Source organism: Methylorubrum rhodesianum, from assembly GCF_014199985.1.
Classification (GTDB): domain Bacteria; phylum Pseudomonadota; class Alphaproteobacteria; order Rhizobiales; family Beijerinckiaceae; genus Methylobacterium; species Methylobacterium rhodesianum.
In genome coordinates this window covers 156,362-169,410 of the sequence record NZ_JACHOS010000007.1, presented here as the reverse complement: position 1 = coordinate 169,410, position 13,049 = coordinate 156,362, and the positions used below count along the sequence as shown (strand labels likewise).

The 13,049-nt window shown below is 69.1% G+C and carries 16 protein-coding genes; 3 read left to right on the top strand and 13 right to left on the bottom strand.

Going from position 1 to position 13,049, the window contains the following annotated elements; genetic code table 11:
• Positions 1-18 precede the first annotated feature (18 nt).
• The 12 genes from HNR01_RS12070 to HNR01_RS12015 all read right to left on the bottom strand — a co-directional run bounded on the left by HNR01_RS12070 (position 19) and on the right by HNR01_RS12015 (position 9,103).
• On the bottom strand, positions 19-657 hold the full coding sequence (locus tag HNR01_RS12070; protein ID WP_183667880.1) for a riboflavin synthase: 639 nt from the start codon (positions 655-657) through the stop codon (positions 19-21).
• Position 658: 1 nt separating this feature from the next.
• Positions 659-1,735: a bifunctional diaminohydroxyphosphoribosylaminopyrimidine deaminase/5-amino-6-(5-phosphoribosylamino)uracil reductase RibD gene (gene ribD, locus HNR01_RS12065; RefSeq protein WP_153873608.1), complete on the bottom strand. Its 1,077-nt coding sequence runs from the start codon at positions 1,733-1,735 to the stop codon at positions 659-661.
• A gap of 50 nt (positions 1,736-1,785) precedes the next feature.
• A complete protein-coding gene (nrdR, locus tag HNR01_RS12060; protein ID WP_017486415.1) occupies positions 1,786-2,343 on the bottom strand; it encodes a transcriptional regulator NrdR in 558 nt (185 codons plus the stop codon).
• Between the two features lie 63 nt (positions 2,344-2,406).
• Positions 2,407-2,907: an RrF2 family transcriptional regulator gene (locus tag HNR01_RS12055; protein WP_183667879.1), complete on the bottom strand. Its 501-nt coding sequence runs from the start codon at positions 2,905-2,907 to the stop codon at positions 2,407-2,409.
• A 209-nt stretch (positions 2,908-3,116) separates the two neighbouring features.
• A complete protein-coding gene (gene glyA, locus HNR01_RS12050; RefSeq protein WP_183667878.1) occupies positions 3,117-4,421 on the bottom strand; it encodes a serine hydroxymethyltransferase in 1,305 nt (434 codons plus the stop codon).
• A 365-nt stretch (positions 4,422-4,786) separates the two neighbouring features.
• Positions 4,787-5,272 (bottom strand): F0F1 ATP synthase subunit B family protein, encoded by a 486-nt coding sequence (locus tag HNR01_RS12045; protein WP_183667969.1) that lies wholly within the window; start codon positions 5,270-5,272, stop codon positions 4,787-4,789.
• A 97-nt stretch (positions 5,273-5,369) separates the two neighbouring features.
• Positions 5,370-5,975, bottom strand: coding sequence for a F0F1 ATP synthase subunit B (locus HNR01_RS12040; RefSeq protein WP_210313184.1), 606 nt, complete (start codon positions 5,973-5,975; stop codon positions 5,370-5,372).
• Positions 5,976-6,087: 112 nt separating this feature from the next.
• Positions 6,088-6,315: a F0F1 ATP synthase subunit C gene (locus HNR01_RS12035; RefSeq protein ID WP_012455237.1), complete on the bottom strand. Its 228-nt coding sequence runs from the start codon at positions 6,313-6,315 to the stop codon at positions 6,088-6,090.
• 60 nt (positions 6,316-6,375) lie between these two features.
• Positions 6,376-7,131 carry a F0F1 ATP synthase subunit A gene (locus HNR01_RS12030; RefSeq protein ID WP_017486420.1) on the bottom strand — a complete coding sequence of 252 codons (756 nt, stop codon included), beginning with the start codon at positions 7,129-7,131 and terminating at the stop codon, positions 6,376-6,378.
• A 136-nt stretch (positions 7,132-7,267) separates the two neighbouring features.
• Positions 7,268-7,621, bottom strand: a complete 354-nt coding sequence (locus HNR01_RS27585; RefSeq protein WP_017486421.1) for an AtpZ/AtpI family protein — start codon at positions 7,619-7,621, stop codon at positions 7,268-7,270.
• A 163-nt stretch (positions 7,622-7,784) separates the two neighbouring features.
• Entirely contained in the window at positions 7,785-8,438 is a 654-nt protein-coding gene (locus tag HNR01_RS12020; protein ID WP_017486422.1) for a DsbA family protein, read from the bottom strand.
• A gap of 188 nt (positions 8,439-8,626) precedes the next feature.
• Complete coding sequence (locus tag HNR01_RS12015; RefSeq protein ID WP_153873461.1) at positions 8,627-9,103, bottom strand: DUF721 domain-containing protein; 477 nt, start codon at positions 9,101-9,103, stop codon at positions 8,627-8,629.
• A 180-nt stretch (positions 9,104-9,283) separates the two neighbouring features.
• Between HNR01_RS12015 and mutY the strand changes: the two genes are divergently transcribed.
• Positions 9,284-10,498 (top strand): A/G-specific adenine glycosylase, encoded by a 1,215-nt coding sequence (mutY, locus tag HNR01_RS12010; protein WP_183667877.1) that lies wholly within the window; start codon positions 9,284-9,286, stop codon positions 10,496-10,498.
• A 65-nt stretch (positions 10,499-10,563) separates the two neighbouring features.
• Here mutY and HNR01_RS12005 read toward each other — a convergent pair whose 3' ends face one another.
• Positions 10,564-11,760, bottom strand: a complete 1,197-nt coding sequence (locus HNR01_RS12005; protein WP_183667876.1) for a site-specific DNA-methyltransferase — start codon at positions 11,758-11,760, stop codon at positions 10,564-10,566.
• Between the two features lie 429 nt (positions 11,761-12,189).
• On the opposite strand from HNR01_RS12005, the gene HNR01_RS12000 reads away from it, so the two are divergent.
• Together HNR01_RS12000 and HNR01_RS11995 are read left to right on the top strand one after the other, a co-directional pair.
• On the top strand, positions 12,190-12,537 hold the full coding sequence (locus HNR01_RS12000) for a septal ring lytic transglycosylase RlpA family protein (RefSeq protein WP_017486426.1): 348 nt from the start codon (positions 12,190-12,192) through the stop codon (positions 12,535-12,537).
• A gap of 140 nt (positions 12,538-12,677) precedes the next feature.
• Entirely contained in the window at positions 12,678-12,995 is a 318-nt protein-coding gene (locus tag HNR01_RS11995) for a polyhydroxyalkanoic acid system family protein (RefSeq protein ID WP_017486427.1), read from the top strand.
• Positions 12,996-13,049 lie beyond the last annotated feature (54 nt).

Genomic DNA, 13,049 nt, shown 5'->3' with positions numbered 1-13,049 from the left:
CAGTGCGGAGGATCGGCCTCACGCCTGCAGCAGGCCGCGCGTCTCGGCGAGGCGTGCGGCGTAGCGGGCCAGCAGATCGACCTCGAGATTGATCCGGTCCCCCGCCCGGCGCTCCTCCCAGGTCGTGACGGTGAGGCTGTGCGGGATCAGCAGCACCGAGAAATCGGCGCCTGAGACCGCGTTGACGGTGAGCGAGGTACCGTCGAGGCAGATCGAACCCTTCTCGGCGATGAAGCCGGCGAGTGCCGTCGGCGCCCGCAGGGTGAAACGCTCGCTCGCGCCCCAGGGATCGTCCTCGGCCGTGACGGTCTCGCGGGCGAGGATCTCGGCGATGCCGTCGACATGGCCGGTGACGAGGTGGCCGCCGAGTTCGTCGCCGAGCCTGAGCGAGCGCTCGAGATTGACCCGCGTGCCCTCGCGCCAGGTTCCGACCGTGGTGCGGTCCAGGGTCTCGGCGGCGGCATCGACTGCGAAGCGGCAGCCCGTGCCGTGCGGTTCCACCGCGACGGCGGTGAGGCAGGGGCCGGAGCAGGCGATGGAGGCCCCGAGCGCGATACCGGCGGGATCGTAGGCACACTCGATGACGATCCGGCGCAGGCGTTCCGAACCCTCCACCGAGACGACTCGGCCGACATCGCTGACGAGCCCGGTGAACATGTCAGATCCTCTCGTAGGTGACCGCCGTGTCGGGGCCGAAATCGCAGCTCTCGACCGCGCTCAGGGAGCCGTCGGCGAGCCGGCGGGCGAGGTTCGGACCCAGCGCCGGCAGACCGCCGGATTCGCCCAGGGTGACGGAACCGGTGATGAGCGTGCAGGCGTCGATGAGATCGTGCGCGGCGAGCGCGTCCGCAAGCGCCGGTCCGCCCTCGCTGCAGATCCGCGTCAGGCCGCGCTCCGCCAGGACGGCCAGCGCGGCGTTCAGATCGATGCGGCCCTGCGGGTCGGTGGGGACGAAGCCGAGTTCGACGCCGGAGGAGGCGAGCATCCGCCGGGCATGGGCCGGAGCGCCGCGACCGGTCAGCACCAGCGTCGGCAGATCACGGGCTCCGCGCACGAGATGACTGGCGGGGTTGAGGCGGAGCGTCGAATCGAGAACGACCCGCAGCGGCGAGCGCTCGGCGAGTCCCGGCAGCCGCACGGTCAGCGACGGATCGTCGGCCCGTGCCGTGCCGATGCCGACCATGATCGCGTCGGCATGGGCCCGCCACAGGTGCACCGCCCCGTCGGCGATCGGACCGGTGATCTTCAGCCGCTCGCCGGTCGAGGGAGCGGCGAAGCCGTCGCGGGTGCGGGCGAGCTTGAGGTGCAGGCTCGGGCGCCCGCGCGTGACGCGGGAGAAATGGCCGCGGTGGTCCCGTGCCGCTTCCTCGCGCAGCAATCCGGTCTCGACCGTGATCCCGGCCGCGCGCAATCCCGCATGGCCGCGCCCGGCCACGCGGGGATCGGGATCCTCGATCGCAGTGACCACGCGGGCGATCCCGGCGGCGATGGTCGCGTCGGTGCAGGGCGGCGTGCGGCCGTGATGCGAGCAGGGCTCGAGGGTGACGTAGAGCGTGGCACCGCGGGCAGCCTCTCCGGCCATGGCAAGCGCCAGAGGCTCGGCATGCGGGCGGCCGCCCGGCGCCGTCACCGCCTGCCCGACGATGCGCCCATCGGCGACCACCACGGCGCCGACGCTCGGATTCGGCCAGGTCCGGCCGAGATTGCGTCGCCCCAGCGCTAGGGCGAGGCGCATGGCGCGGCGATCGAGAGCGTCCTGCGGGGATGCGTCCACGGCTCGTCCCGTCACGCCGACTTCCGGGCGGGCCGGCGACGGCGCGGGCCGGCCTCCTCGCCGGGCGGGGCGGGCGCCGCCTGCTCCTCCTCCTGCGGGAGCGTGGGCTCGCCCTCCAGCCGGTCGCCGAGGGTGCCGAGCAGATCCTGAAAATCCTGCGCTTCGCGGAAATTCTTGTAGACCGAGGCGAAGCGGACATAGGCGACGTCGTCGAGGCCTTTCAGCCCCTCCATCACGGCCTCGCCGATGGCCTCGCTGGTGACTTCACCCTCGCCGCCGCTCTCCAGGCGGCGGGTGATGCCGCTGACGAGACGCTCGACCCGCTCGGGATCGACCGTCCGCTTGCGCAGCGCCACGTCGATCGAGCGCTGGAGCTTGTCGCGATCGAACGGAACCCGCTTTCCCGAACGCTTCAGCACCACGAGTTCTCGCAACTGTACCCGCTCGAACGTGGTGAAGCGTCCGCCGCAATCCGGGCAGACGCGACGGCGACGGATCGCGGACGAATCCTCGCTCGGCCGCGAATCCTTCACCTGCGTGTCGGGACCTCCGCAGAACGGACACCGCATCGCGCGCTCACCACCTCGTCCCGGACACTCTCAAAAGCCGCCCCTCTCTGCCCCAGCCGCCGCTCAAATGCCAGAAGTCGGATCGGTCGCAGCGGGCGCGGCGGGCGTCGCGGCGCCCCCGCCCGCTTCGGGGCGGAAGAGGGCGCGAAGCGCCACCGCCGTCGGTCCAGCCGCCACGTCAGCGAGGGTGAGACGGTCGAGTTCGAGGAAGAACGCCTGCTCCGCCGCGTCGAAGGCCCATTTGTGGCGGCAGCGGCCCGTGAGGGGGCAGGGATCGCGCCGGCAATCAACCACCGTGCCGACTCCCTCCAGAGCCGCGACGAGCCGTCCGAGCCGGATCTCCCGAGCGTCGCGGGCGAGGCGCACGCCGCCGGATCGCCCCTGCCGGGCCTCCACGACACCGACCCTGACCAGTGTCTGGGCGATCTTCTGGAGATGGTGCACCGAGATGCCGAAGCGTTGCGCGACGGTCGGAGTCGCGATCCAGGCACCCGGCTCGGCCAGCGTCAGGTGCATCAGGAGACGAAGACCGTAATCCGTGTGTAGCGAGAGATGCAGGAGCACCCTCCCGAGCGGCGCCGCACAACCTTCAGGCGAAGGCCAAATCCGCGGACATCATTCCAAGGAAGGAATGACGTGTACACTCCTCTTGGCGAAAAACTTTGCATGGATTAACTTCGCGGCCGTCTCGAAACGGCAGCGGCCTCGGATCCAGGGGATCCGCGGCCGCATGGGCCCGCCGCTCGGGCGGGCCGGAAGCGTCGCGTTCGATCTTAGTTGTAGATCGGGAAGCGATCGGTCAGGGCGTGGACATTCTCCTTGACCGCCGCCTCGACCGAAGCATCGCCGCCCTCGCCCTTCTCGGCGAGACCGTCGAGCACCTCGACGATCAACGACCCGACCTGCTTGAACTCGGCGACGCCGAAGCCGCGGGTCGTGCTGGCCGGGGTGCCGAGGCGGATGCCGGAGGTGATGGTCGGCTTCTGCGGGTCGAACGGCACGCCGTTCTTGTTGCAGGTGATGTCGGCCCGCGACAGGGCCGCCTCGGCCGCCTTGCCGGTCAGGCCCTTCCGCTGCAGGTCGACCAGCATCAGGTGGTTGTCGGTGCCGCCCGAGGTGATGTCGTAGCCGCCCGAGATGATGGTGTCGGCCAGCGCGCGGGCGTTGTCGATGACCTGCTTCGCGTAGATCTTGAACTCGGGCTTCAGCGCCTCGCCGAAGGCCACGGCCTTGGCGGCGATGACGTGCATCAGCGGACCACCCTGAAGGCCGGGGAAGATCGCCGAGTTGAACTTCTTGGCCAGCGCCTCGTCGTTCGTCAGGATCATGCCGCCGCGGGGGCCGCGCAGGGTCTTGTGGGTCGTCGTGGTGGCGACATGTGCATGCGGGAAGGGCGACGGGTGCAGGCCCGCGGCGACGAGGCCGGCGAAGTGGGCCATGTCGACGAAGAAGAAGGCGCCGACCGAATCGGCGATCTCACGGAACTTCGCGAAGTCCCAGTGACGCGGATAGCCCGAGCCGCCGGCGATGATCACCTTCGGCTTGTGTTCCTGGGCGAGACGCTCGACCTGCTCCATGTCGATGCGCTGGTCCTCGCGACGCACGGTGTAGGAGACCGGCTTGAACCACTTGCCCGAGACGTTCGGGGGGGCGCCGTGGGTGAGGTGACCGCCGGCGGCGAGGTCGAGGCCGAGGAAGGTGTCGCCCGGCTGCATCAGGGCCATGAACACACCCTGGTTCGCCTGTGAGCCGGAATTCGGCTGCACGTTGGCGAAGCCGCAGCCGAACAGGCGCTTGGCGCGGTCGATGGCGAGCTCCTCGGCGATGTCGACGAACTGGCAGCCACCGTAGTAGCGCCGGCCCGGATAGCCCTCCGCGTACTTGTTGGTGAGCACGGAGCCCTGCGCTTCGAGCACGGCGCGCGAGACGATGTTCTCGGAGGCGATCAGCTCGATCTCATGCTGCTGCCGGCCGAGCTCCTGCGAAATCGCCTTGGCGATCTCCGGATCGGTCTCGGCAAGATGAGCCGAAAAGAAGGTGTCGAGGGCGGTGTTGTCGGACGCAGTTCCGGCGCTCATGAGCGTAGCCTCTTTTCCTTGTTTACGGGCAAACCCACCCGTTTCCCGTCGGCGTTCACGGGGGTGTTTTTCAGGCACTATTCGTACACGTCACGGCACGACAGGCCAAGCACAGGTGATTTTTCGCCTGTCTTCAAAATTTTTCACGGGAGCGGGCCCGATCTGCGGCACCGCAGCGCATCAGGCAGGCCCGTTACGCGAAAACACCCGGCAGAGCCGGGTGTCGCAGGACCGATCAGGTCGGTATTGGGCCGGTCCCGCGTGCATGCCGAGGAGCTTAGCGGCTCGGGCCATGGCGACTTGCCGATTTGCGCCGCGTCCTGACCGATTCCCGGCGGAGATGCGGACGATCGGCAACGACGGGTTCAGGCCTGCAGACGGCTCTTCACGTCGCCGAGGCTGGCGCGGACGAGATCCTGCGCCGCCGCGCCCTGGAGGCGCTCGCGCAGCAGGGTCTCGGACACCTTCACCGCCGCGTCGGCGGCGGCGGCGCGGACCTGGGCGGAGGCGTGGGCCTCGGCCTGTGCAATCTTGGCCTCGGCGGCCTTGGTGCGGCGGGCGACGAAGTCGTTCAGCCGGGCATGGCCCTCGGCGGCGATGCGCTCGGCGTCCTCGCGGGCGCCGGCGACGATCGCCTCGGCCTCACGTTCGGCCTCGGTGCGGCGGCGCTTGTAGTCGGCGAGCACGGCCGCGGCCTCTTCGCGCAGGCGACGCGCCTCATCGAGCTCGTGGCGCACGCGCTTGGCGCGGCTGTCGAGCCCGTTGGTCATCATCGAAAAGCCGCCGACCCGCCAGACGATGACCAGGAACGCCACGAAGGCGACGGCGACCCAGAATTCCGCGGTCAACAGCATGTCGGTCTCAAACCCTTGGTCGGCCTTCCGCCCGGTCGAGCCGGAGCGAGGTCGGTTCGGATGGGAAGGGGCCGGCGCGGGGCCGGCCCTCAGGTCAGTGGACGGCGGACGTCGCGTCGAGGGCGCGGTTCAGGCTCGCCTGGTCGGGCGCCTGGCCGGTCAGGCGCTCGACGATGGCCGAGGCGGTCTCGCCGGCGATGGTGCGGACGTTGCCCATGGCTTCCGTCGTGCGTGCCCGGATGGTCGCCTCGGAGGCGGCGAGGCGCTGGTTCAGCTCGGCCTCGAGCGTCTTGCGCTTGGCATCGGCCTCGGCCGAGAGGGAGTTGCGGGTCTCCTGGGCGATGGCCTGGGCCTTCACCTGGGCCTCGCGCAGCGACTGCTCGTAGGCGGCGCCGGCGGCGTCGGCCTCGGCCTTCATGCGCTGGGCCTCGTTGAGATCGGAGGAGAGCCGGCCGGCGCGTTCGCCGAGGATCGCCTCGATGCGCGGCAGGGCGACCTTGGACATCAGATAGTAGAGCAGGCCGAACGCCAGCGCGAGCCAGATCAGCTGCGAGAGGAAGGTGTGGCTCTCGAAGGGCGGGAAGGCACCGCCGTGGCCGCCGGAGGGCTGCTCGGTATGGGTATGGGGGCTCCCGGGCGGAACGATCGTCGTATCCGCGTTGGGGGAGGGGGTCGTGAGGGGATTCTTCTGCTCGGCCATGGCCCTGTCCGGTGACGTCGGAAGGCCGGCTCCACGGGCGGAGCGGCCGGATCAACGAGCGAGGGCGTGCGAGGCGGGCGCTTGGCCGGCTCGCACGCCCTCGAAAGGCACGTCAGACGGCGAAGAGCAGCAGCAGCGCGACGAGCAGCGAGAAGATGCCGAGCGCCTCGGTGAGCGCGAAGCCCAGGAGGAGGTTGGTGCGCTGGCTGTCGGCGGCCGACGGGTTACGCAGCGCGCCCGAGTAGAACTGGCCGAACAGGTTGCCGAGGCCGATGCTGGCGCCCGCCATGCCGAGGCAGGCGAGGCCGGCGCCGATGTACTTCGCAGCGACGGGATCCATGAAACACTCCTGAAGTTCGAACGGGGTTCGTTGTGGGCGGAAGGGTCCGGCCGGGAAGGATCAGTGGCCGGGGTGGAGGGCGTCGGCGAGGTAGACCGCCGTCAGCGTCGCGAAGACGTAAGCCTGAAGGGCCGCGACGAGGAACTCGAGAGCCGTCAGCGCGATGGTGAGCGCGAGCGGCAGGGGCGAGAGCACGCCCCAGGCACCGGCGACCAGAAGCTGCACCACGAAGAAGGCGAAGATCTTCAGGGCGATGTGGCCGGCCAGGATGTTGGCGAAGAGACGAACCGAGAGGCTGATCGGACGCGACAGGAACGACACGATCTCGATCGGCACCATGATGAGCAGCAGCGGCTTCGGCACGCCCGACGGCACGAACACGCCGAGGAAGTGGGTGCCGTGCTTGGCCACGCCGTAGATCACCACGGTCAGGATCACGACCAGCGCGAGGCCGAAGGTGACGATGAGGTGGCTGGTCACCGCGAAGGCGTAGGGGATCATCCCGAGCAGGTTCAGGATGAGCACGAACATGAAGAGCGAGAACACGAGCGGCAGGAAGCGCTTGCCGTCCGCGCCGGTCGCTTGGTGCACCGTGTCGGCGATGAATTCGTAGAGCGTCTCGGCCAACGCCTGGAGACGGCCCGGAACCACGGCGCGCCCGGAGGTCGCCACGATGGTCAGCAGCGCGATGATGCCCACCGCGGCGAACATGTAGAGAGCCGATTGCGTGAACGCGAGCTGTTGGTTGCCGATGTGACCCAGCGAGACGAGCGGCTGCAGCTCGAACTGGTGGATCGGGTCGATACTGACCGCCATGTGCCCGCTTCCGCCCCTTTGTGTGTCGCGCGTGGAAGCCTTCGCGGCTCCCGTCCGTCGCGCGTCGCCCTTACACGATGCCGGGCGAGTCTCAAGACCCTAGAGGCGCCTTGGAGACCCTTACCGGCGAACTTTCTCAGTTTTTCCTGCCGCTGAAGCCGCTGACCCGCATGACGTTGTAGATCCCCGTCACGAAGCCCAGCATCAGCAGCACGATCATGCCCCACGGCTTGGTGCCGAAGAGATGATCGACGATGTATCCGAGGATACCTCCGGCGATCACGCCCGCGATGAACTCGGTCGAGAGCCGCATGGCCTGACCGAGCTGAGCCGAGCCGCCGGACGCGCTGTTGCGCGCACGCTCGGAAGAAGCGACTTTCGGCCGCTTCCCCTCGAGCTGCGTCTCGAGACGTTTGAGCCTCGCGGAGAGATCGCCGTCGGCGGGAGCCTTTTCCGGCCCGCTCCCCTCGCCTGAAGGATCACCGCTCACGGGCGACCCCACACGTCGTCGGGAGCGGAAGGAAACGGCCTGTCCCCTCGGCGCGGCGCACCATAGTTTCGCCAACCTTGAGTGTCAAGGCGACCAAGGGGTCCATTAAGCTGTTGATAAATCAACATAATCTTTGCTTTTCCACGACCTTCCGGGGGCCGGCTCACGCCCCCAGGATCGGCTTGATGATCTTCTCCATCTCCTCGATCGAGAGGGCGCCGGCGCGCTTCTCGCCGTTGATGAAGAAGGTCGGCGTCGACTCGACCTTGAGGGTGTCGAGACCGCGGGTCTTGACCGCGTTGATGGCGGCGTAGGTCTTCTGGTCCTTCAGGCAGGCCTCGAACTTCTCCTTGGAGAAGCCGGCCTGACGCAGGAGCTGCTCCATGGCATCGACCGGCGATTGCGGCTTGCGCACGAAGGCCCAGTTCTGCTGCTGATCGAACAGCAGGTCGGTGATGGGATAGTATTTCGCCTCGCCGTCGCAGCGCGCCAGCATGAAGGCGGCGGTGGCGAGCGGGTCGAGGGGGAACTCGCGCAGGGTGAAGCGCACCTTGCCGGTGTCGATGTAGCGCTCCTTCAGCACCGGCCAGGTCGTGGCGTGGAAGTGGGCGCAGTGCGAGCAGGTCATCGAGGCGTATTCGATGATCGTGACCTTGGCGTCCGCCGGCCCGAGCCAGACATCGCCGAGGGGGCCGGGCTGCATCAGGGCGGCCGTGTCGGCCGACTGCGCCAGGGCCTCGAAGGACAGGGACGGCAGCAGGGCGGCGGTGCCGAGGGCAAGGCCGGTCAGTTTCAGGGCGTCGCGCCGGGTGATCATGGCAGGGCGGGCTCCGTTCGCGGGCCGCATCCGGCCCGATACCGCGCAGGATAGGACGGAACGGCTCCGTCCGGCCGAGGGACGCGTCGCCGCACGGCCTATCGCGAGCCGCTTATCACGCTGCGCAGCCGCCCGCACGTCCTTCGGTTGGTTCTTCCTTCGGTTGGTTCTTCGCGAAGCCGGGGCCGCTATCGCTGCGCCACCACGGCGATGCCGAGCCGGTCGAGGGCGTCACGCAGGCGCTCCTCCTCAATGCGGGCCACCGCCAGCGCCACCTCGCCGCGCCGCGCCGGGTCGAGGGTCTTCGGCGGAGCGCGGCGGGAGGCCCGGTGCAGCCGATCCTGTCGCAGGACGATCTTGCCGATGCAGGCCCAGCCGTAATGGGCATTGACCCGCTGGATCACCACCGGTGCGAGGTGCTGGAGTTCGAGGGCGAAGGCGCCCTCCACCCGCACGATCAGGGTGCCGGGCTCCGGCCGCCCCTCGGCGTCGCGCCGGGCGCGTCGGGGCCATTCGAGCTTGACCGGCTGGCAGGCGCCCGCGAGCCGCGCGCCGACGATGTCCGGCCACGCGGCCAGGATGTCGGACGAGGCGAAACCCTGCGCGGCGAAGGCCGGGCCGATGCAGCCCTCGATCAGTTCGCTCAGCGGTTTGACGCGCGCCATCGGCACCCCGGAACACAGGGGATGCGCGGTGGGCGCACCCCTCCCGCCATCCTAGCCGAAACGCCGTCCCTGCGGGAGTCGGCGCCGGGGCGCGACCGCCCGAAGCCGCGGCCGCGTCACTTTTCGGCAAAGGGTCCGAAGACGCTTTTTCCGTCCCCGCGCTCCGGTTAAGGACGGGCCATGCCCGCCGCCTCGGCCGCCGACCTCCTCGCCTGGTACGACCGTCACCGCCGGGCGCTGCCCTGGCGGGCGCTTCCGGGCGAGCAGCCCGACCCCTACCGGGTCTGGCTCTCCGAAGTCATGCTGCAGCAGACCACCGTGACGGCGGTCAAACCCTACTTCCAAAACTTCCTGACGCTGTTTCCCAGCGTGACGGCGCTCGCCGCAGCACCGGAAGAGGCGGTGATGTCGGCCTGGGCAGGTCTCGGCTACTATTCCCGTGCGCGCAACCTGCATGCCTGCGCCAAGGCGGTCGCCGCCGCGGGGGGCTTTCCCGATACCGAGGACGGCCTGCGCAAGCTGCCCGGCATCGGCGCCTACACCGCCGGCGCCATCGCCGCGATCGCCTTCGACCGGCCGGCGGCGGCGGTGGACGGCAATGTCGAGCGGGTGATGACCCGCCTCCACGCCATCGAGACGCCGCTTCCCGCCGCCCGCGCGCAGATCCGTCTCTTCACGCAGGCCCTGGTCCCGGACCGGCGGCCGGGCGACTTCGCGCAGGCCCTGATGGATCTCGGTGCGACGCTCTGCACCCCGAAGCGCCCCGCCTGCGCCCTGTGCCCCTGGATGCGGCCCTGCCGCGCCCGCGCCGAGGGCTTGCAGGAGACCTTTCCGAGGAAGGTGAAGAAGGAGAAGGGCATTCTGCGAAAGGGTGCGGCCTTCGTGGCGCTGCGGGCCGGCGACGAGGCGGTCCTGCTGCGCACCCGGCCGCCGGAAGGCCTGCTCGGCGCCATGGCCGAGCCGCCGACGAGCGAGTGGCTGCCCGATTACGATCCGGCCAAGGGCCTGCTCGACGCCCCGCTCGATGCCCGCTGGAAGCGCCTGCCCGGCGTGGTGAAGCACGGCTTCACCCACTTTCCCCTCGAGCTGACAGTGTTTTTCGCCCGCGTCGCGACCGACACGCGGCCGCCGGAGGGGATGCGCTTCACCCCCCGCGCCGCGCTCGACACCGAGCCCTTGCCCGGCGCGATGAAGAAGGTGCTGGCCCACGCACTCAGCGGCCCGGCGCCCGCGGCAACATCGGCACCGGCGCCCGTTCGCGAGCCGGATCTCGCGACGATCCCCGAGCCCGAGCCGCCGCCGCGACGCGGGCCGATTCCGAAGCCTGCATCGTCCAGGCCATCAGACTTGGCGCGGATCGTGAAGAAGGCGCCGAAGCCCGTTCGGACACGGTAGAGGGCGATGCAGGGCTCTGCCCTGCACCCGCGAAAGGACTTGTCCTTTCGCAACCGCGACCGGCGTTACGCGCCGTTTTGGCCCCGCATCTGCGTGCGGAAGTCGTCGATGCAGACGAGACGGCCCCCTCGCTCGGCGTGCCAGAAGGCCCAGCCGTTGCAGGCGGGCAGGCCCTGAACCAGCGCGCCGACCTTGTGGATCGAGCCCATCGCCGGCCCGATGCTGAGCTGGCCGTCCGGCCGCACCGTCGCGCGGAAGCGGCGGCGCTCGTCGGTCAGGGTCTCACCGGCGCGGACATGGCCCGCCTCGACCACGCTGAGGAAGGGGATGCGCGGCTCGGCCCGTTTCGGGGTCGCGAGCGCCAGCGAAGCGGAGGACAGGGTCTCGATGCCCGCGATCCGGGCCCGCGCCGCGGCGGCGTAGGTGGGGTCGCGTTCGCAGCCGATGAAGTGGCGCCCGAGCCGCTTGGCCACCGCGCCGGTCGTGCCGGTGCCGAAGAACGGGTCGAGCACCACGTCGCCGGGATTGGTCGCCGCGAGCAGCGTGCGGGCGAGCAGCGCCTCTGGTTTCTGGGTCGGGTGGACCTTGCGGCCCGCCTCGTCCTTCAGCCGCTCCTCGCCCGTGCAGAGCGGGATGAACCAGTCGGAGCGCATCTGAAGGTCTTCGTTGCCGGCCTTCAGGGCGTCGTAGTGGAAGGTGTACTTCGACTCCGGCGCGCGCGAGGCCCAGATCAGGGTTTCATGCGCGTTGGTGAAGCGCTTGCCGCGGAAGTTCGGCATCGGGTTGGCCTTGCGCCAGACGATGTCGTTCAGGATCCAGTAACCGAGATCCTGCAACGCGCTGCCGACCCGGAAAATATTGTGGTAGGAGCCGATCACCCACAGCGTGGCGTTCGGCTTCATCACGCGGCGCGCGGATTTGAGCCAAGCACGGGTAAAGTCGTCGTAGGCGGAAAAACTGGAGAACTTGTCCCAGTCGTCGTCCACGGCATCGACCATGCTCTGATCGGGACGGGTCAGGCCCGCCTCGCCGAGCTGGAGGTTGTAGGGCGGGTCGGCGAAGACGCAGTCGACGCTCGAAGCCGGCAGACGGTCCATGGCGGCGATACAGTCGCCGATCAGGATTTCGTCGAGGGGAAGGGTGTTGGGGAGACGCTGGACGGAGGGTGCAAGACCCATCCGCGGCGCCGACGCGATCCGCCCGGTACGCGAGACTTGATTCCGGGCGGTGGCGCCGACGACCGCGGTACGCGGGGAAGCCATGGCAAACACCGGTTACGCGACTGACCTCAGGACCATGCCGCGATCACGGTAAAGGGCGGGTTTGCCGTCGCCGTACGGTTGCGTCTCGATATGGGGCGGCAGTTTTTGCCGCCTTCCTCCATGCAACAAATGCAAGGGTCGGCCGCCCCGAGGGCAGACGGCAACAAAGGATCCGGCAGGGTTTCGTGACGCGCCGGGGCACGCCGCCGAATGCTTGTCGCGCAAGTTTTGATGTCTTCGAGGCAAGACTGACGCGCCGCGCACCAAGTAATCAATTCTTTCCTCGACAGAGCGGGTCAAGCCGGCGGCGGATATTCTTAACAGCAGCCTAACGCGGGGCGAAAAATCCCTGTCTTATTTTGGCCGAGATCGGGCTCATTTTCCGCGGCGCTCAACACACATCGCAAAAACAAGGGAATGCGATCTTCGATGAAGGTTTCCAACCGGACCGCTGCCGCCTGCCTCGCTACCGTCATCGGCGCCCTCGCGACGCTGCCCGCCCAGGCCCAGAGCGGCCAGGCCTCTTGGTACGGAAGCGGCCGGAAGACAGCGAACGGCGAGCGATTCAACCCCAATGGATACACCGCCGCCCACCGCAGCCTGCCCTTCGGCACCCGCGTTCGCGTCACGAACCGCGCCAATGGCCGCTCCGTCGTGGTGCGGATCAACGATCGCGGCCCGTTCGTCGGCGGCCGGGTGATCGATCTGGCCCGCGGCTCGGCCCGCGCCATCGGCATGTCAGGCACCAGCTACGTCTCGCTTAACGTGGTGCGCTGAGGCGACCGCACGGCGGACGCCGTCTCCGGGACCGTCGCCGAGCGTTGCCGCGGAACCGACCCGTTCCCATAATTGTCTCATCAGACGACGTGCGGCCCGGATCGATGATCCGGGCCCGCGCCTTGAGGAGAGGGAGCGAGATGGCGAAGCCGATGGTGGTCGAGATCCCGCATGAACTCGGCCGCGACGAAGCCCGGCGGCGCATCGACGAGGGCACCACCCGCGTGCGCGAGGCCCTCGGCAAGAGCGGCATCGCCATCAACACGCTGAACTGGACCGGGGACCGCCTCGACTACTCGGTCACCGCCCTGGCTCAGACCGTGGATGGCCAGATCGACGTCGGCCAGGACGTGGTCCGCGTCGAGGTGCGCATGCCGTTGCTGCTGTCGATGTTCGCCCAGAAGATTCAGAAGATCGTCGGCAAGGAAGGCAACAAGCTCCTCCTGACCAAGAAGTAGCGGGAACCCGCCCGCCCGCATCCCGTTGGCCCGGACGACGGCGCGACGGACGCG

What these genes read in the sequence shown, in the direction of transcription:
- HNR01_RS12070 (WP_183667880.1), bottom strand. Translation starts at nt 657, where the DNA reads ATGTTCACCGGGCTCGTCAGCGATGTCGGCCGAGTCGTCTCGGTGGAG.
- ribD (WP_153873608.1), bottom strand. Translation starts at nt 1,735, where the DNA reads ATGCGCCTCGCCCTAGCGCTGGGGCGACGCAATCTCGGCCGGACCTGG.
- nrdR (WP_017486415.1), bottom strand. Translation starts at nt 2,343, where the DNA reads ATGCGGTGTCCGTTCTGCGGAGGTCCCGACACGCAGGTGAAGGATTCG.
- glyA (WP_183667878.1), bottom strand. Translation starts at nt 4,421, where the DNA reads ATGAGCGCCGGAACTGCGTCCGACAACACCGCCCTCGACACCTTCTTT.
- HNR01_RS12040 (WP_210313184.1), bottom strand. Translation starts at nt 5,975, where the DNA reads ATGGCCGAGCAGAAGAATCCCCTCACGACCCCCTCCCCCAACGCGGAT.
- HNR01_RS12035 (WP_012455237.1), bottom strand. Translation starts at nt 6,315, where the DNA reads ATGGATCCCGTCGCTGCGAAGTACATCGGCGCCGGCCTCGCCTGCCTC.
- HNR01_RS12030 (WP_017486420.1), bottom strand. Translation starts at nt 7,131, where the DNA reads ATGGCGGTCAGTATCGACCCGATCCACCAGTTCGAGCTGCAGCCGCTC.
- HNR01_RS12020 (WP_017486422.1), bottom strand. Translation starts at nt 8,438, where the DNA reads ATGATCACCCGGCGCGACGCCCTGAAACTGACCGGCCTTGCCCTCGGC.
- HNR01_RS12015 (WP_153873461.1), bottom strand. Translation starts at nt 9,103, where the DNA reads ATGGCGCGCGTCAAACCGCTGAGCGAACTGATCGAGGGCTGCATCGGC.
- mutY (WP_183667877.1), top strand. Translation starts at nt 9,284, where the DNA reads ATGCCCGCCGCCTCGGCCGCCGACCTCCTCGCCTGGTACGACCGTCAC.
- HNR01_RS12005 (WP_183667876.1), bottom strand. Translation starts at nt 11,760, where the DNA reads ATGGCTTCCCCGCGTACCGCGGTCGTCGGCGCCACCGCCCGGAATCAA.
- HNR01_RS12000 (WP_017486426.1), top strand. Translation starts at nt 12,190, where the DNA reads ATGAAGGTTTCCAACCGGACCGCTGCCGCCTGCCTCGCTACCGTCATC.
- HNR01_RS11995 (WP_017486427.1), top strand. Translation starts at nt 12,678, where the DNA reads ATGGCGAAGCCGATGGTGGTCGAGATCCCGCATGAACTCGGCCGCGAC.